The sequence below is a fragment of the Halopseudomonas salina genome (assembly GCF_008641105.1).
Genome location: NZ_VTTI01000001.1, coordinates 223,209 through 241,278 on the forward strand (window position 1 = coordinate 223,209; position 18,070 = coordinate 241,278).

An 18,070-nucleotide genomic window follows, 5' to 3' on the forward strand; every position below is an offset into this window, starting at 1 on the left:
AGCGGAACAACCCGACCTATGAGCCAAGATCAGACAACCAACCAATCCTGGGGCGGCCGCTTCAGTGAGCCCGTCGACGCCTTTGTAGCCCGCTTCACCGCCTCGGTTGATTTCGACAAGCGTTTATACAAACAGGACATCCAGGGCTCCATCGCCCATGCGACGATGCTTGCCCGCGTCGGCGTGCTAAGCGAAGAAGAACGCGACAGCATTATCGCCGGCCTGCACAGCATCCAGAGCGAAATCGAGGCCGGGCAGTTCGACTGGCGTGTTGATCTGGAAGATGTGCACATGAACATCGAGGCGCGACTGACCGCGCAAATCGGTGTTACCGGCAAGAAGCTGCACACCGGGCGCTCACGCAACGATCAGGTGGCGACCGATATTCGTCTCTGGCTGCGCGAGGAGATCGACGTGATTCTGGTCGAGCTGCAACGCCTGCAGACCGGACTGCTGGACCAGGCCGAACGCCATGCAGCGGTCATCATGCCCGGCTTTACCCACCTGCAGACCGCGCAACCGGTGACCTTCGGCCATCATCTGCTGGCCTGGTTCGAGATGCTCAGCCGCGACCGCGAGCGCCTTCTCGATTGCCGCAAGCGGGTCAACCGCATGCCCCTGGGCAGCGCCGCATTGGCAGGCACCACTTACCCGATTGATCGCAGCATCACCTGTGAGCTGCTCGGTTTTGATGCTGTCTCCGGCAACTCACTGGACGGCGTATCGGATCGCGATTTTGCCATCGAATTCTGCGCTGCGGCCTCACTGGCCATGATGCACATGTCACGCTTCTCCGAAGAGCTGGTGCTCTGGACTAGTGCCCAGTTCAACTTCATCGAATTGCCTGACCGGTTTTGCACCGGCTCCTCGATCATGCCGCAGAAAAAGAACCCTGACGTGCCCGAGCTGGTGCGCGGCAAGACCGGTCGCGTGTATGGCCAACTGATGAGCCTGCTGACCCTGATGAAAAGCCAGCCACTGGCTTATAACAAGGACAACCAGGAAGACAAGGAGCCCCTGTTTGACGCCGTGGATACCCTGCGCGACTGTCTTCGCGCCTTCGCCGACATGATCCCGGCAATCCAGCCGAATGTCGAGGCCATGCGTGAGGCGGCCTTGCGCGGTTTTTCCACTGCTACGGACCTGGCCGACTACCTGGTTCGCCGTGGCCTGCCCTTCCGTGACTGCCACGAGATCGTCGGACATGCGGTCAAATTTGGCGTGGAAAGCGGCAAGGATCTGGCCGAAATGAGTCTTGAAGAACTGCGCCAATTCAGCGATCAGATCGAGAAGGATGTGTTTGATGTCTTGACGCTGGAAGGCTCGGTCAATGCCCGTGACCACATTGGCGGCACGGCTCCAGCCCAGGTTCGCGCCGCCGTAGTGCGCGGTCGCGACCTGCTCGCCAGCTGAACTGCATGAACCCTGGTCCGCCGCCTGTTCAGGTGGCGGGCTGCTGCTGGGTTATGCAGTGGATATTGCCGCCACCAAGCAGAATCTCACGGCCCGGCACCGTCACTACCCGGCGGTCCGGGAACAGCTGCTGCAGTAGCTCGCGGGCCGGCTCGTCCTGCGGGTCGTCGAAACTGGGTGCAATAATGCCGTCGTTTACGATCAGAAAATTGACGTAGGAACCGGCCAACCGGATCGATGGATCCCGTGGTTGACTGCCTGCTACCCGGTCAACTCCGGCGCATTCTTCCGCGGTCGCATACAGTGGACCCGGAATCGGCATCTTGTGCACAACCAGCTCGCGACCCTGCGCATCTCGACTGGCCTGCAGCACCCGCAGCGCCGCCTGGCAGCGCGGATAATTGGGATCACTCTCGTCGTCTGTCCAGGCCAGCAACACCTCGCCGGGGCGTACGAAACAACAGAAGTTGTCCACATGGCCGTCGGTCTCGTCGTTATAGAGACCTTCCGGCAACCAGATCACCTTGCTGATGCCCAGGTGGTCGGCTAGAACCACTTCGATTTCCTCGCGCAGCAGGTGCGGATTGCGGTTGCTGTTGAGCAGACACTCCTCGGTGGTCAGCAAGGTGCCTTCGCCATCCACATGGATCGATCCACCCTCGAGTACAAACCCCTCGGTACGGTAGCGCGGGCAGCGTTCAATCCCGAGAATCTTGTCGGCCACCTGATCGTCACGCTGCCAGGGCCAGTAAAGACCACCGTTGAAACCGCCCCAGGCGTTGAACGTCCAGTCCACCCCGCGCAGACCACCCTGGCTATTGGTAACAAAGGTGGGGCCAGTGTCGCGCACCCAGGCGTCATCTGAACTCAACTCGATCACCCGGATGCCGGGGTGACTCAACTGCAGATTGGCGTTCTCATACTGCGCCTGCGAAACACAGACGGTGACGGGCTCGAACCCGGCAATGGCCTTGGCAACCTCGGCAAACGCGGCCTGGGCAGGCTTGCCGCCCTGGCGCCAGTTGTCCGAACGCTCGGGCCAGATCATCCAGGTCTGGCTATGCGGGGCCCATTCGGCGGGCATGCTGTAACTGTCTGCGCGGGGCGTGCTATGCAATGTGTACATCAGGACTCCAGTGAACCATCGAGGGTTTTCAGCGGACCGTACAGATTCGGCCGTCGATCACGGAAGCTGCCCCAGGCGCTGCGTATATGCTCCAGCTGATCCAGATCGAACTGCTGAACAAGCACAGTCTCGTCCGTTTCGTTGGCTTCCTGCACCTTTTCACCGAACTGATCGGCGATGAACGATGAGCCGTAAAAGGTGATCTCGTATCCGTCCTGCTCTTCGCGACCGATGCGATTACTGGCTACCAGCGGCATCAGATTCGCTCCGGCATGCCCCTGCTGCACCCGCTGCCAATGATCCCGGGAGCTGATCGTCGAATCATGGGGCTCACTGCCAATCGCCGTCGGATAAAACAGGATCTCGGCACCCATCAAGGCCATGGCGCGTGCGCACTCGGGAAACCACTGGTCCCAGCAAATGCCCACGCCAATCTTTGCATAGCGGGTCTGCCACACCTTGAAGCCGGTATCGCCAGGATTGAAGTAATACTTTTCGTGGTAGCCCGGGCCATCAGGAATATGGCTTTTGCGGTACAAACCCAGATTGCGACCATCGGCATCAAGGATCACCACACTATTGAAGCGCGCTCGCCCGGCCAGCTCAAAGAAACTGATCGGCAAAACGACCTCGAGCTCCTTGGCCAGCGCCTTAAAATGCGCAATAGCCGGATTACTGTCGACTTCTGTTGCCAATTGCAGATACTCAGCATTGGGCTTCTGGCAAAAATAGGGGGTCTCGAACAACTCCTGAATCAGAATGATCTGAGCGCCTCTGGCCGCAGCTTCACGCACCAGCTTCTCGGCTTTGGCTATGTTGTCCTGACGATCCCACGAGCAACTCATTTGGGTAGCAGCGACACTGACAAGGCGGGTCATGGCGGTCTCCTGATAGATTGATAAAACCTTATACCGGATAAATATCCGCTAAACAAAATAATTATCCTGTTTTACATCAAATACGGCATTCAGTACGACAACTATCGATCACATCAACGGATCCGTATCGGCTGCGTCACTCGCTCGCGGCAACACAGGCGGCAGATAGAGTCCGAGGTAGGCTACCATCATGCGCTTGGCCTCCCGCCGCATGGGCGCGGTCAACTCCCCATGCTGCTGGTGGTCTGCCGCCAGCAGTTTGTCCGCCGCCTGCATCGCCAAGGCAAAGATATCCACATCCTCCGGCAACGCTGGCAACTGGTAATACCGAGCCAGATAGGCGCGCAAACTCTGACCCAAAAGTCTGTCATGGTGGCGGTCGGCCTGGCGCACACCCGCAAGCTCATGGGCACCCAGAATCAGCTCGCGAGCTGCTGGGTGCGACTGATAATACTGCTGGAAGCGATCTTCCAGGCGCTCGATAAGCTCCATCCAACTCGCCGGCTCGAATCCGGCCGGCGCAGCTCCCAGAACGCCATCCAGCTCCGCAAAGACTCGCTCCGCCAGAGCAGCAAGCACGTCGGCAAGCTGCGGGAAAAAGTGATAAACCGAAGAAGGGGGAATATCGGCCTGAGCAGCAATGGCATAAATTGACAACTCGCCGAGCGAGCGCTGCGCCAGCAAGGTCACTGTCGCATCCAGAATGCGATCGATGCGCTCCTGACTACTGGCTCGGCGTTTGGGCAGAGGTTTGACGGCTGACATGATCTCTCGCATCCGTGGGCGCACATGGGTACCTGCATGGGGAAGATAGCACAGGTGTCCATCGCCCCCGCAGGTCGATGCCGAGATCCGCCGGCAAATTAATCGTCGCCAGGAAAGGTGGTGTTGCTGGTCCCGTCAAGATCAGTTTCGAACTCACTGCCATCGGCATTGGTCCGTTCATCGCCCCCTGTGCGGTGGATGGTGGAATCACTCTGATAACCGTTGTCGTCATCGGGATTCACCACGCGAGGACCTCCGCCGATCGAGCCGCTCCCACCAGCGTCATTATCCTGCTGGTGAATGCGGTGACCCGAACCGGTATGCGCACCCGTGGTATCGGCAGCCTGCACTTGAGTTGCAACCAGCAACGCACCCATGGCAATAGCCAGGATCCGGTATGTCAGACGGTTTTTCATCGAGCACTCCTGTCGTACGCGTGTTCTGCATTCGAGCATGACGCTAGCGGGAAGTTCGGGCCGTCCGTCCGAAGAAGAGCCTGAAAACAACAATCCCGCCTCAGGGGCGGGATTGATCTTCAGCCGCACATCGATCAGACCGTATGCAGGTACCACATGTACTCCAGATCGGAGATGGTGCGCTCGAACTCTTCCTGCTCGCTTTCCTTGCACAGGACGAACACGTCAAGATACTCCTCGCCGATGTATTCCTTCATTACCTCCGAGGTCTCCAGCGACCGCAGAGCATCGCGCAGGTTGGTTGGCAAGGAAGCCTCGTGCTGGTCGTAGGCATTGCCCTCCGTCATTTCCGGCGGTTCGATCTTGTTGCTGATACCGTAATGGATAGCCGAAAGCAGTGCCGCCATCAACAGATAGGGGTTGGCATCGGCGCCAGCCAGACGGTGCTCGATGCGCATCGCATCGGGCTCGCCACCGGGCACACGAACAGCCACAGTGCGGTTATCGATACCCCAGGTAGCTGCGCAGGGTACGAAAAAGCTCGGACTGAAGCGGCGATAGGAGTTCACGTTCGGACACAGGAAGGCCATGTATTCCGGCAGCGTCTGCAGCAGGCCGCCGACCGCCCAGCGGAGGGTCTCGCTCAGCGTACCATCGGCGTTGGGAGCGAAAATGTTCTTGCCCTGTTCGTCCTCCAGACTGATATGCACGTGCATACCGTTGCCGGCCTGATCGTAGTAGGGCTTGGCCATGAATGTAGTATCCATTTCATGGTCGTAGGCTACGCTCTTGATCACCCGCTTGAGCAGCACGTTGTAGTCACAGGCCACGACCGGGTCATCCACATGGTGCAGGTTGACCTCGAACTGGCCCGGCGCCGATTCCGCGACAATGGCGTCAGCGGGGATGCCCTGTTCGTGGGCAGCTTCGATGACGTCCTGGAGGAACTCGGCGTACTCGTCCAGATCGTCCATCGAGTAGACCTGAACGGAATTGGGGCGCTTGCCTGACATCGGCGAGCGCGGCGGCTGCGGCCGACCGGTAATGTTTTCCTGGTCGATCAGGTAAAACTCCAGCTCGAAAGCGGAGACCGGCTTGAGGCCCAGTTCGCTGAAACGTTGAACAATGCGCTGGAGCACATAGCGCGGGTCTGCGAAGAAGGGCGTCTTGCGGTCGACCTCATACATGGTCATCAGCAACTGCCCGGTGGGCCGCTTTTGCCAGGGCTCAACATTCAGAGTGCCGGGGATGGGCAGACATATCCGATCCGCATCGCCTATTTCCAGCCCCAGGCCGGTTTCTTCAACCGTAGTGCCCTGGATGTTGAGGGCAAAGATCGATGCTGGCAGTGCAATGCCTCTTTCGTAGGCCTTGAGCAGTGCCGACCGATCTATGCGCTTACCGCGGACGATGCCGTTCATATCGGCAATAAGAAGGTCAATAAAATGGATTTCCGGATGCTCGGCCAAAAAGGCCTCAGCTTCCTGGACACTGACGGGCGCAGCGATGGCTGCTGCAGAGTCCGCTCCGGGTTGGGATTGCATGGAATGTCACCTGTTGTTTGTAAAATATATCAATCACGTTGGCTACAGGGAGAGAGTAAATCTGAAAGCCTATGACGAGTCAATAGAATCACTGATGCACAAATAGGGTGCATGCCGCACCAAATAAGGCCGCAAACAGGGCTGCGAGGCATTTTTGAATGCCTGTATCGGAACCTTGATGGCGGGTTTTGTGTTAATTATTTTTTGTTGCTATTGTATGAAAAATTGAACAACAATGAATTCATGTATGTTATTCACTACAGGCTGCAAACCATGTCATCTACTCAAAAACCCCTGATTGGCATCACCTGCTGCACCGATCAGCTGGGCCTGCACCCTTTCCATATAGTAGGTGAAAAATACATCCTTGGCATCGTCGACGGTGCCGACGGCTTGCCACTGCTGATTCCGGCGCTGGGCGAACGTCTGGCTACGGACCAGCTGCTCGATACCGTCGACGGCCTGATGTTCACCGGATCACCCTCCAACGTCGAGCCCCATCATTACCAGGGCCCCGCCAGCGCGGAAGGTACGCGGCACGACCCCAAGCGCGATGCCACCACTCTACCGCTTATAAAGACAGCAATCGACCGAGGCATTCCGGTGCTCTGTATCTGTCGCGGCTTTCAGGAAATGAATGTTGTCTTTGGCGGCAGCCTGCATCAGCGTCTGCATGAAGTAGGCGGCTATATTGAACATCGGGAAAACAAGGAACAACCCGTGGCAGTCCAGTATGGACCGGCCCATGAGGTCAAGCTGGAACCGGGGGGCCTTCTGCAGCGAATTGCCGGTCGCAATTCGGCACAGGTCAACTCCCTGCATACTCAGGGTGTTGACCGGCTGGGTGCCGGATTGCGAGCTGAAGCTACCGCAGCAGACGGATTGATCGAGGCCTTTTCCGTTGTCGATTCCCCAGCGTTCGCGCTAGGCGTGCAATGGCATCCGGAATGGCAGGTTTGTGACAATCCTTTCTATCTATCCCTATTCCAGGCGTTTGGAGACGCCTGCCGCGCCAGAGCGGCGCGGCACTCCTGAGGATTTTATGAACAACATCGAAGCATGGCTGAAAGAACACAAGATCACCGAAGTCGAATGCATGGTCAGCGACCTCACCGGCATTGCCCGGGGCAAAATTGCACCGACAATGAAATTTATTTCGGAAAAAGGCATGCGCCTACCCGAAAGCATTTTGCTGCAATCGGTCACAGGTGATTATGTCGAGGACGACATTTATTATGACCTGCTCGATCCTGCCGACATCGACATGATCTGCAAGCCCGATTTCACCGGCATTTACCTTGTGCCCTGGGCGATCGAGCCGACCGCGCAAATTATTCACGATTGCTATGACAAGACCGGCGAACCGATCGAGATGTCGCCGCGCAACATTCTCAAGAAGGTTCTCAAGCTGTATGCCGACAAGGGCTGGCAGCCACTGGTCGCTCCCGAGATGGAGTTCTACCTGACCAAACGCAACGAAGATCCCGACCTGCCGCTGCAGCCGCCAATAGGCCGGTCCGGACGTCAGGAAACCGGCCGCCAGTCGTTCTCGATCGATGCTGCCAACGAGTTCGACCCCTTGTTCGAAGACATGTACGACTGGTGTGAAGCCCAGGGCCTGGATCTGGATACGTTGATCCACGAGGAAGGCACGGCGCAGATGGAAATCAATTTCCGTCACGGCGACCCACTGCACCTGGCCGATCAGATTCTGGTGTTCAAACGCACTATGCGCGAGGCGGCACTCAAGCACGACATGACTGCCACCTTTATGGCCAAGCCGATCACCAATGAGCCGGGCAGCGCGATGCACCTGCACCAGAGCATCGTCGACCGCAAGACAGGCAAAAATATCTTCTCTAATCCTGACGGCAGCATGAGCGAGCTATTTTTGCACCATATTGGTGGCTTGCAGCGTTATATACCCGAGGTGTTGCCGCTGTTCGCGCCCAACGTCAACTCGTTCCGTCGATTTCTGCCGGATACTTCCGCACCGGTCAACGTCGAATGGGGTGAAGAGAACCGCACTGCTGGCCTGAGAGTGCCGGATTCGACACCGCAGAACCGCCGCGTGGAAAACCGCCTGCCAGGGGCGGACGCCAACCCCTATATTGCGATTGCGGCCAGCTTGCTATGCGGTTACCTGGGTATGGTTGGCAAGATGGATCCATCTGCACCAGTCAAGGGCAGGGCCTATGAGCGACGCAACCTGCGTCTGCCGCTAACGCTCGAGTCGGCGCTGGAACGTATGGAGCAGTGCAGCGACGTGGAGGCAGTACTGGGCAGCAAGTTCTGCCGCGGCTACGTAGCAGTGAAGCGCGTCGAGCATGAAAACTACAAGCGCGTGATCAGTAGCTGGGAGCGCGAGTTCCTGCTGTTGAGCGTCTAGGCCGGCCAAGAGCCAGGCAAGCTGAGCGCAGGGCGCTCCACATGAACAGGTATCGGCGAGAGCAGAAATGTCTCGCCGGGGTTGAGGACAACACATGACTACACAGATCACATATAGCACCGCGCAACTGCAGGCAATGGACCACGCCCACTACCTGCACCCCTTTACCGATCACAAGGATCTGGGCGCGAAGGGTACGCGGATTATCGAGCGCGCCGAGGGTGTCTATCTCTGGGACAGCGATGGCAACAAGGTGCTCGATGGCATGGCTGGCTTGTGGTGCGTGAATATCGGCTACGGTCGCACCGAGCTGGCCGACGCTGCATACAAACAGATGCTGGAGCTACCCTACTACAACAGCTTCTTTCAGTGCGCCAACCCACCGGCTGTAAAGCTTGCCAGCGCCATTGCGCAGATAGCCCCCGAGCACATGAACCATGTGTTCTTTACCGGCTCGGGCTCGGAGTCCAACGACACCGTGCTACGCATGGTGCGGCGCTATTGGGATCTAAAGGGCAAGCCCGACAAGAAGACCATCATAGGACGCATCAATGGCTACCACGGCTCTACAGTAGCCGGTGCGAGCCTGGGCGGCATGTCAGCCATGCACGAACAGGGCGATCTGCCGATTCCCGGTATCGTGCACATCCCTCAGCCATACTGGTTTGGCGAGGGCGGCGACATGACGCCTGACGAGTTCGGGATCTGGGCGGCGCAACAATTGGAAGCGAAGATTCAGGAAGTAGGCGAAGACAAGGTCGCGGCATTTATTGCAGAGCCCATCCAGGGTGCCGGCGGTGTGATCATCCCCCCAGACACCTACTGGCCGGAAATCAAACGCATTCTGGCGCGCCATGAAATCCTGCTGGTGATCGACGAAGTGATCTGTGGTTTCGGCCGTACCGGTGAATGGTTCGGCAGTCAGCATTACGACCTCAAACCCGATCTGATGCCGATTGCCAAGGGCATGACCTCAGGCTATCTGCCCATGGGTGGTGTGATTGTCGGCGAGCGCGTCGCACAAACGCTGATCGAACATGGTGGTGAATTTTTTCACGGCTACACCTATTCGGGCCATCCGGTAGCTGCCGCTGTGGGCCTGAAGAACCTGGAAATCCTGCGCGACGAAAAAATTGTCGACTACGTGAAGGAGAAAGCGGCACCGTATTTGCAAAGTAAAATTGCCCAACTGGCTGAGCATCCGTTGGTGGGCGAAGTACGCGGTGTGGGTCTTCTGGGCGCGATCGAGCTGGTAAGCAACAAGGCCACGCGAGAACGTTTTGCAGAAAAGGGCATGGCCGGCAGCATCTGCCGCGACATGTGCGTACGCAACGGACTGGTGATGCGGGCGGTCGGTGACACGATGATCATGTCACCCCCGTTGATCATCAAGCCGGCAGAAATCGATGAGCTGGTCACCAAGGCCTGGAAAGCCCTGGACATGACTGCCGAACAGTTGGGCGTGGAGGTCTCTCCTCGCCAACCTTGACGGGCACTCACGACAACGCGACCCGGGCCGCATGGATAACAACGCAATGGAGAAGTCGGCAATGAGCAAATCCAACAGCAAGACACTGTTAGCCGCGGCCTGCATCATGGCCCTGAGTGGTACCGCATCGGCCGAGGGCGTAGTCAACGTCTATAATTGGTCCGACTATATAGCCGAGGACACCCTGGAGAAATTCCAGGAAGAAACCGGTATCCGCGTGGTGTACGACGTTTTTGACAGCAACGAGGTGCTTGAAGCCAAGCTACTCTCCGGCAGCTCGGGATTCGACATCGTCGTACCGTCCAACCAGTTTCTCGGCAAGCAGATCAAGGCCGGCGCCTTTATGCCCCTCGATCGCAGCCGCCTGAAGAACTGGGATAACCTCGATCCGGTGCTGCTCAAGGCACTGGAAAACAATGACCCGGGTAACCAGTACGCCTTTCCCTATCTCTGGGGTACCACAGGCATCGGCTACAACGAGGCCAAGGTCAAGGCAGTGCTCGGCGAGGATGCGCCGGTCAACTCCTGGGACCTGGTTTTCAAACCCGAAAACATGGAAAAGCTCGCCCAATGCGGCGTCGCCTTCCTTGATGCTCCAGCCGAGATCATTCCCTCTGCACTCTTTTACCAGGGCCTGAACCCCAACAGCACAAACCCTGATGACTACGAGCAGGCCGAAGCGCTGTTGCAAAGCGTGCGTCCGCATATCCGCTATTTTCATTCATCCAAGTTCATCACCGATCTGGCTAACGGCGATATCTGCGTGGCCGTCGGGTGGTCCGGTGATATTCTTCAAGCTGCAGCACGCGCCGAGGAGGCGGGGAATGGGGAAGAGGTCAAGTACAACATCCCCCGGGAAGGCGCGGCAATGTGGTTCGACATGATGGTTATGCCGATGGACGCCAGAAACGTCGATAACGCCTACGTCTTTCTCGATTACATACTCCGTCCCGAGGTGATCGCCGACATCAGCAACTACGTCGCCTACGCCAATGGCAACAAAGCCTCCCTGCCCATGGTGGACGAAGCAGTACTGAATGATCCGGGTGTCTATCCGAGCGACGAAACCTTGAATAAACTCTTCACACTGGCAGAGCTGCCAGCCAATATTGAACGGGTTCGCACACGCGCCTGGACACGCATCAAGTCCGGTCGCTGATACAGGTAACAGGAATCACCACCGGCCGGCGTCATTTGGGCGCCGACCTCCAGCAAGAAGACAGGCCAGATCCCCAGTGATATGCGCCTGCAATAGGAGAAGTCATGAAAGTTCCAGTGAAAATGCCAATAAAAATGACCCTACTGGCTCTCGCCACTTCCGGTCTGCTCAGTACCGCGGTTAATGCGCAGGATGCCGGTGAGCTCAAGATCTTCAATTGGTCTGACTACATTGCCGAAGACACCGTTGCCAACTTCAAGGAAGAGACTGGCATCGCGGTTACCTATGACGTCTACGATTCCAATGAAGTGCTGGACGCACGCCTGCTGACCGGTCGCTCAGGATTCGATGTCGTCGTTCCCTCCAACCACTTCCTGAGCAAGCAGATCCAGGCAGGGGTGTATCAGGAACTGGATCACAGCAAGTTGCCAAACATGAAGAATCTCGATCCCAAGCTGCTCACTCAGTTGGAATCGGTCGGGCTGGGTACCAAATACGCCATTCCCTACATGTGGGGCACAAACGGCATCGGTTATAACGTCGACAAGGTCAAGGCCATCCTCGGCGACGACGCGCCGGTTGACTCCTGGGATCTGGTATTTGATCCCGAAGTAGCAAGCAAGCTGTCCAGCTGCGGCATTTCAATGCTGGACTCCGGCGATGACATGATGACCTCAGCTCTGGGCTACCTGGGCCTGGATCCGAACAGCACCAGCAATGACGACCTGAAAAAGGCCGAGGAACTGTTAATGAGCGTGCGTGACTCCGTTCGCTATTTCCACTCCTCACGCTACATCAGCGATCTGGCCAACGGCGACATCTGCGTAGCGGTAGGCTTCTCTGGCGACGTATTCCAGGCTGCCGATCGGGCTGACGAGGCCGATAACGGTGTAAACATTGCCTACGCCATCCCGAAAGAGGGCACCCAGCTCTGGTTCGACATGATGGCGGTACCCAAGGATGCGCCGAACCCCGACAACGCCCACGCCTTTATCAACTACATATTGCAGCCTGAAGTCGTGGCACCAATTACCGACTATGTTGCCTACGCCAACCCCAACAAAGCGGCAAACGAGCTGATCGACGAGGAAATCCTCAACGATCCTGCCATCTATCCGACCGAGGAAGTGATGGACAAGCTGTACATCGCCGAGCCGCGGCCGCTGGCAGCACAACGTACAGTTACCCGTTCCTGGAATCGGATCAAATCCGGTCAGTAATGTGCAAGGGGCTGCTACCGGCAGCCCCTTTTTGGCAATACCCAAAATTGATCAGCCCTCGCGCATACAGCCGCGTGGGCCACTGAATTGTACTCGCGGAGATTACTATGGTTGGTGCAGCAGGAGCCATGAAACAGGCCATGGCCAAGGCCGAACCCGACGAATTTGTGCGCATTGATCGGGTGAGCAAACGTTTCGACGACGCCCTGGCGGTCGACGACGTCAGCCTGACCATCAACCGCGGTGAAATCTTCGCGCTGTTGGGCGGCTCGGGATCAGGCAAATCCACCCTCCTGCGCATACTTGCCGGTTTTGAACGGCCTAGTGAGGGTCGAGTGTTTCTTGACGGCCAGGATATTACCGATCTGCCGCCCTACGAACGCCCAATCAACATGATGTTCCAGTCTTACGCCCTGTTCCCGCATATGACGGTAGAGCAGAATATTGCCTTTGGTCTGAAACAGGACAGGCTCAGTCGCGCGGAGATCAGTGCCAGGGTCGCCGAGATGCTCAAGCTTGTACATATGACCGAGTACGCCCGGCGCAAACCCAATCAGCTCTCAGGTGGCCAGCGCCAGCGCGTCGCCCTGGCACGCTCATTGGCCAAGAGCCCCAAGGTGTTGTTGCTCGACGAGCCCATGGGCGCGCTGGACAAGAAGCTGCGCTCGCAGATGCAGCTGGAACTGGTCGAGATCATCGAACGGGTCGGGGTGACCTGCATCATGGTGACCCACGACCAGGAAGAAGCCATGACCATGGCCCAGCGCATCGCCATCATGCATCAGGGCTGGATTGCCCAGGTGGGCTCGCCGATGGATATCTATGAAAGCCCGGCCAGTCGGCATGTTGCCGAATTTATCGGCAGCGTGAACATCTTCGAGGGGCAACTGGTCGCGGATATGGAAAACCACGCGATTATCGAATGTGCTGAGCTGGACCGGCCGATCTATATCGGTCACGGCATCACCACCCGTGTGCAGGACAAGAACATCACCTACGCCCTGCGCCCCGAAAAGGTTTGGGTAACTGTGGAAAAGCCCGAATCCGAATACAACTGGGCCCACGGAGAAATCCACGACATTGCCTACCTGGGGGGCCACTCGGTGTTCTACATCAAGCTTGCCAGCAGTCATATCGTGCAGACCTTTTTTGCCAACTCAGAGCGTCGCCTGCCGCGCATGACCTGGGAAGATAAGGTCTACATCAGCTGGGATGACGACAGCGGGGTGATTCTGCAGTCATGAAAAACACTCTCTCCCGGCTGCTGCCCAGCGGACGATTCTGGGTAATCAGCGTTCCCTATCTCTGGCTGTTCCTGTTTTTCCTGCTGCCCTTCGCCATCGTGCTGAAGATCAGCTTTTCCCAGGCTGCCATCTCCATACCGCCCTACAGCCCCCTGTTTGATTATGCCGAGCAGTCGCTCACGGTCATGGTCAACCTGGGCAACTACATCTTTCTCAGTGAGGATTCACTGTACCTGGCGGCGTACCTGGGCTCCCTGAAGGTCGCCCTGATCTCGACCATTATCTGCCTGCTGCTCGGATACCCAATGGCACTGGCCATCGCCCGTGCACCGCGGGAGAAGCAACTGGTTTATCTGCTACTGGTAATGATGCCAACCTGGACTGCGATACTGATTCGCGTGTACGCCTGGATGGGCATTCTCAGCACCAACGGGCTGCTCAACAACTTCCTGATGTCGATCGGGATCATCAGCACGCCCATGGAGATTCTCAATACCAACACCGCTGTGTATATCGGCGTGGTCTATGCCTACCTGCCTTTCATGGTGCTGCCGCTCTACGCGAATCTCGTCAAGCATGATCATAGCCTCCTGGAAGCCGCCATGGATCTGGGCGCCGGCAGACTCAAGGCCTTCTGGAAAGTCACCGTACCCTTGTCGAAAACCGGCATCATTGCCGGCTCGATGCTGGTGTTCATTCCTGTTGTCGGTGAATTCGTGATTCCCGAGCTGCTTGGTGGCCCCGAGACCCTGATGATCGGCAAGATCCTCTGGCAGGAATTCTTCAACAATCGCGACTGGCCGGTGGCCGCAGCATTGGCGATCATCATGCTGGCAATCCTGCTGATACCGATCATCTTCTTCCACTACAACCAATCACGGGCCATGGAGAAGAACGCATGAGCAAGCGTCCCGATTTCTCCACCGTCGCCCTGTGGGCCGGGTTGGCATTCATATATATACCAATGGTCATCCTGGTCATCTACTCGTTCAATGCCTCACGACTGGTGACGGTGTGGGGCGGCTGGTCGGTGCATTGGTATGTTGGCCTGCTGGACAATACCCAGTTGATGAATGCGGTCAAACGCAGCCTGCAGATTGCGTTCTACACTGCCTGCGCGGCGGTCGCACTGGGTACATTGGCGGCCTTCGTGATGACACGAATCAAACGCTTTCGTGGCCGCACGCTGTTCTCGGGCCTGGTGACCGCTCCTCTGGTCATGCCCGAGGTGATCACCGGTCTTTCCCTGCTCTTGTTATTTGTGGCCATGGCACAGCTGCTGGGATGGCCAGCTGAACGCGGAATAATGACCATCTGGATCGCGCATACCACCTTCTGTACTGCCTACGTGGCAATCGTGGTAAGCGGCCGCCTGGGTGAGCTGGACCAGTCCATCGAGGAAGCCGCGATGGACCTGGGCGCACCACCATGGAAAACCTTTTTGCTGATCACTGTGCCCATGATTGCACCCTCGATCGCCGCTGGCTGGTTGCTGTCTTTCACACTCTCGCTGGACGACCTGGTTCTTGCCAGTTTCGTCTCGGGTCCCGGCGCGACCACTTTGCCGATGGAAGTATTCTCCGCGGTTCGTCTGGGCGTGAAGCCGGAAATCAACGCCATTGCCAGTGTCATCCTACTCGCAGTAGGTCTATTCACATTGCTGGCCTGGTTCCTGGTACGCAGCGCTGACAAGCGCAGCCGTACACCCCCGCCCGAGGACGACGAACACGTCACCTGGCAATCCGTCATCAACAGTCGCAAGAGCTGACGCTAGAGCGGGACTCAGGTCCCGCTCTCTCTTGTGCAACCTGCATTAGACAAAATCCTTGGCAGCGCCTCCCCAAAGTATTACTCTCAGCTACGGAATGAACGTTCATTTTATTCCGAACAGCCAATACATTTCGGGTCCAGCACGCTGCACCACAGGCACCATGGATTTCAGGGGTATTGGCGATTATGTACAGCAAGGCAATACCGGTTAAACTGGCCGAATGAATACCCATTCGAAAACTGCAACCGCACCCCGTCCACGCATCAAGGACAAACGTACTGCCATATTACAGGCAGCCTTGAAGGTGTTTGCCGAGGGCGGAGTCAACGGTGTGCCCATGCCCGTTCTTGCCGAGCAGGCAGGTGTGGGTACGGGCACCATTTATCGGTACTTCAGCAGCAAGGAAGTATTGGTCAATGAACTGTTCCGGGAAGAGAAACTGAACCTCAACAAGCGACTCTACGCCAATCTGGACAAGAGCCTTACCCCCAAAGAGAGCTTCGCTCTGGTCTGGGAACGGATGGTCGCTTATACCCGGGAGGCGCCTGAATCTTATCGCTTCATGGAGCTGCAGGACCATCGTCCCTATCTGGATGAACAGAGCCGCACCATGGAGCATGAGGCGATAGCGCCTATTCTGGCCTACTATCGCCGGTTGCAGGAACAGGGCGTCTATCGTGAGGATATCCGCGCCGAGGTATTGATGGCATTGATCTGGGGAGCTTTCGTGAACCTGATACGGGCCGAGCGGGACGGGCTGTTCAGCCTGGACCAGGCGGATATCAATGCTGCCCGTGACGCCTGCTGGAGCCTGTGTACCGGCTGAGCCTTGCTGTACCACGCAAAAAACAACCGTGGAGATCAGCAATGAGTAAAACCAACAAGAGCAACAACAGAAAAGTCCTCGGCGCCCTCATTCTGGGCGCAGCCCTCAGTCCAGGACTTGCAGGTCTGGCCATGGCCGGCGAAGTAGAAGACCGCTGGCTGAAGATGATTGAGAGTGGCAAGGCCTATCCGGCAGAGACCCTGCTTCCTCTGTTCGAACAGCTGGAGCCGATCGACACCGATTTCATGCTGGGTACCTGGAAGGGTGGCAAATTCGACGGCGGCACCGAGCCCGATCCGATCAACTGGTATGGCAAGCGCTTCAACTCAATCACAGACGTGGAGCCCCTGCTTGTGACTGATAGCGAGGGCAAGGTGCAGACCTTCGAGAAGCTAGGTGGCGCACAGATGCGCGAGATCAAGTACAAGGGCGTGAGCTCTGCTGCACTCATCTACGACACCCAGCCGATCATGGATTACTTTCGCAAGGTCAACGACAACGTAGTCATCGGCCTGGGCGATATCAAGGGCAAGCCGACAGATTTCGTTTTCCACCTGACCCGAGAATGAGACGTCAAATCAGGTTAGGATAGGGGCTTGAACTGCACCGGTCGCTGGCGGCCGGTGACACCAAAGCACCCAAAGGAGAAATTATCCGTGTCCAGCCTGGTTCCTGCCATTGATCCCGATGGTCTGCTCGAATATTCCGTGGTCTTTACCGACCGCTCGCTAAATCACATGTCTGCTGCATTTCAGCAGGTCATGCGCGACATTTCCGGCACCCTGAAGGATGTATACCAAGCTGCCGGGGTTGTGGTCGTTCCTGGCGGCGGCACTTACGGTATGGAAGCGGTCGCTCGCCAGTTTGCCCAGGACAAGCGCTGCCTAGTACTGCGCAATGGCTGGTTCAGCTATCGCTGGAGCCAGATATTCGAGATGGGCCGGCTGCCTGCCGAAGAAACCGTTCTCAAGGCGCGACAGGCCGAGCCCGGCGACCAGAGCCCCTTTACTCCAGCCCCGATTGACGAAGTGGTCGCAGAAATTCGCGCCAGCAAGCCCGACCTGGTATTTGCACCCCATGTTGAGACCTCCGCCGGCATCATGCTTCCTGATGACTACCTGCGCGCAGTGGCCGATGCGGTGCACGAGGTAGGCGGCCTGTTCGTACTCGACTGTATCGCCTCTGGTACCGTCTGGGTCGGTATGCGCGACTGCGGCGTCGACGTACTGATCAGCGCACCGCAAAAGGGCTGGAGCGCGTCACCCTGCAGCGCGCTGGTCATGCTCAGCACACTGGCCATGGAGCGCATCGCAGACACCACCAGCAACAGCTTTGCCTGCGACCTGAAAAAGTGGCTGAACATCATGCAGGCCTACGAAAACGGCGGTCACGCCTACCACGCCACCATGCCCACCGATGCCTTGCTACAGTTCCGCGACACCATGCTGGAAACCCGCGAATACGGTTTCGACAAGGTCAAGCACGAGCAGCTGGAGCTGGGTCGGGCGGTACGCACGCTACTCAAGGAGAAGGGGTTTAAGAGCGTCGCCGGCGAAGGTTTCGAAGCGCCGGGCGTTGTTGTCAGCTATACCACCGAAGACAACATTCAGAACGGCAAGGCATTTGGCGCCCATGGCCTGCAGACTGCCGCCGGCGTTCCCTTGATGTGCGACGAACCAGCCAGCTTCAAGACCTTCCGCATCGGCCTGTTCGGACTCGACAAGCTGCACAATATCGAGCGCACCGTTGGTAATCTGCGCAAGGCGCTGGAAGCGATCTGAAGCGCAGCGGCAAGCGGGTAAACCCAGCTGCAAGCGGCAAGCTTCAAGC

General features: G+C 57.5%; 17 protein-coding genes. 12 read left to right on the forward strand and 5 right to left on the reverse strand.

Going from position 1 to position 18,070, the window contains the following annotated elements:
• Positions 1-18 precede the first annotated feature (18 nt).
• Entirely contained in the window at positions 19-1,413 is a 1,395-nt protein-coding gene (gene argH / locus FZF01_RS00975) for an argininosuccinate lyase (RefSeq protein WP_150276236.1), read from the forward strand.
• Between the two features lie 28 nt (positions 1,414-1,441).
• Here the strand turns inward: argH and aguA are convergent, their stop codons facing one another.
• The 5 genes from aguA to FZF01_RS01000 form a co-directional block, all read right to left on the reverse strand.
• Positions 1,442-2,539 (reverse strand): agmatine deiminase, encoded by a 1,098-nt coding sequence (gene aguA / locus FZF01_RS00980; RefSeq protein ID WP_150276237.1) that lies wholly within the window; start codon positions 2,537-2,539, stop codon positions 1,442-1,444.
• Positions 2,539-3,417 (reverse strand): N-carbamoylputrescine amidase, encoded by an 879-nt coding sequence (gene aguB, locus FZF01_RS00985; protein ID WP_150276238.1) that lies wholly within the window; start codon positions 3,415-3,417, stop codon positions 2,539-2,541. Before aguB ends, aguA begins: the two co-directional genes overlap by 1 nt.
• Positions 3,418-3,525: 108 nt before the next feature.
• Positions 3,526-4,182, reverse strand: coding sequence for a TetR/AcrR family transcriptional regulator (locus FZF01_RS00990; protein WP_188434328.1), 657 nt, complete (start codon positions 4,180-4,182; stop codon positions 3,526-3,528).
• Positions 4,183-4,280: 98 nt separating this feature from the next.
• Positions 4,281-4,598, reverse strand: a complete 318-nt coding sequence (locus tag FZF01_RS00995) for a hypothetical protein (RefSeq protein ID WP_150276240.1) — start codon at positions 4,596-4,598, stop codon at positions 4,281-4,283.
• A gap of 134 nt (positions 4,599-4,732) precedes the next feature.
• A complete protein-coding gene (locus tag FZF01_RS01000; RefSeq protein ID WP_150276241.1) occupies positions 4,733-6,142 on the reverse strand; it encodes a glutamine synthetase family protein in 1,410 nt (469 codons plus the stop codon).
• A gap of 273 nt (positions 6,143-6,415) precedes the next feature.
• On the opposite strand from FZF01_RS01000, the gene FZF01_RS01005 reads away from it, so the two are divergent.
• The 11 genes from FZF01_RS01005 to FZF01_RS01055 all read left to right on the forward strand — a co-directional run bounded on the left by FZF01_RS01005 (position 6,416) and on the right by FZF01_RS01055 (position 18,021).
• Positions 6,416-7,177 (forward strand): gamma-glutamyl-gamma-aminobutyrate hydrolase family protein, encoded by a 762-nt coding sequence (locus tag FZF01_RS01005; RefSeq protein ID WP_150276242.1) that lies wholly within the window; start codon positions 6,416-6,418, stop codon positions 7,175-7,177.
• 7 nt (positions 7,178-7,184) lie between these two features.
• The gene (locus FZF01_RS01010; RefSeq protein WP_150276243.1) at positions 7,185-8,531 is read left to right on the forward strand and encodes a glutamine synthetase family protein; all 1,347 of its coding nucleotides are present in this window, start codon (positions 7,185-7,187) and stop codon (positions 8,529-8,531) included.
• A 94-nt stretch (positions 8,532-8,625) separates the two neighbouring features.
• Entirely contained in the window at positions 8,626-10,020 is a 1,395-nt protein-coding gene (locus FZF01_RS01015) for an aspartate aminotransferase family protein (RefSeq protein WP_150276244.1), read from the forward strand.
• A 61-nt stretch (positions 10,021-10,081) separates the two neighbouring features.
• Positions 10,082-11,179: an extracellular solute-binding protein gene (locus tag FZF01_RS01020; protein WP_223825343.1), complete on the forward strand. Its 1,098-nt coding sequence runs from the start codon at positions 10,082-10,084 to the stop codon at positions 11,177-11,179.
• A 104-nt stretch (positions 11,180-11,283) separates the two neighbouring features.
• A complete protein-coding gene (locus tag FZF01_RS01025) occupies positions 11,284-12,399 on the forward strand; it encodes a polyamine ABC transporter substrate-binding protein (RefSeq protein ID WP_223825344.1) in 1,116 nt (371 codons plus the stop codon).
• 107 nt (positions 12,400-12,506) lie between these two features.
• The gene (locus tag FZF01_RS01030; RefSeq protein ID WP_150276245.1) at positions 12,507-13,643 is read left to right on the forward strand and encodes an ABC transporter ATP-binding protein; all 1,137 of its coding nucleotides are present in this window, start codon (positions 12,507-12,509) and stop codon (positions 13,641-13,643) included.
• Entirely contained in the window at positions 13,640-14,545 is a 906-nt protein-coding gene (locus FZF01_RS01035; RefSeq protein WP_150276246.1) for an ABC transporter permease subunit, read from the forward strand. The genes FZF01_RS01030 and FZF01_RS01035 overlap by 4 nt, the downstream gene beginning before the upstream one ends.
• The gene (locus tag FZF01_RS01040; protein ID WP_150276247.1) at positions 14,542-15,411 is read left to right on the forward strand and encodes an ABC transporter permease subunit; all 870 of its coding nucleotides are present in this window, start codon (positions 14,542-14,544) and stop codon (positions 15,409-15,411) included. Before FZF01_RS01035 ends, FZF01_RS01040 begins: the two co-directional genes overlap by 4 nt.
• 223 nt (positions 15,412-15,634) lie before the next feature.
• Positions 15,635-16,240, forward strand: coding sequence for a TetR/AcrR family transcriptional regulator (locus FZF01_RS01045; protein ID WP_150276248.1), 606 nt, complete (start codon positions 15,635-15,637; stop codon positions 16,238-16,240).
• A 41-nt stretch (positions 16,241-16,281) separates the two neighbouring features.
• Complete coding sequence (locus tag FZF01_RS01050) at positions 16,282-16,809, forward strand: DUF4334 domain-containing protein (RefSeq protein ID WP_223825345.1); 528 nt, start codon at positions 16,282-16,284, stop codon at positions 16,807-16,809.
• A gap of 87 nt (positions 16,810-16,896) precedes the next feature.
• The gene (locus FZF01_RS01055; protein WP_150276249.1) at positions 16,897-18,021 is read left to right on the forward strand and encodes an alanine--glyoxylate aminotransferase family protein; all 1,125 of its coding nucleotides are present in this window, start codon (positions 16,897-16,899) and stop codon (positions 18,019-18,021) included.
• The last annotated feature ends 49 nt before the right edge of the window (positions 18,022-18,070 follow it).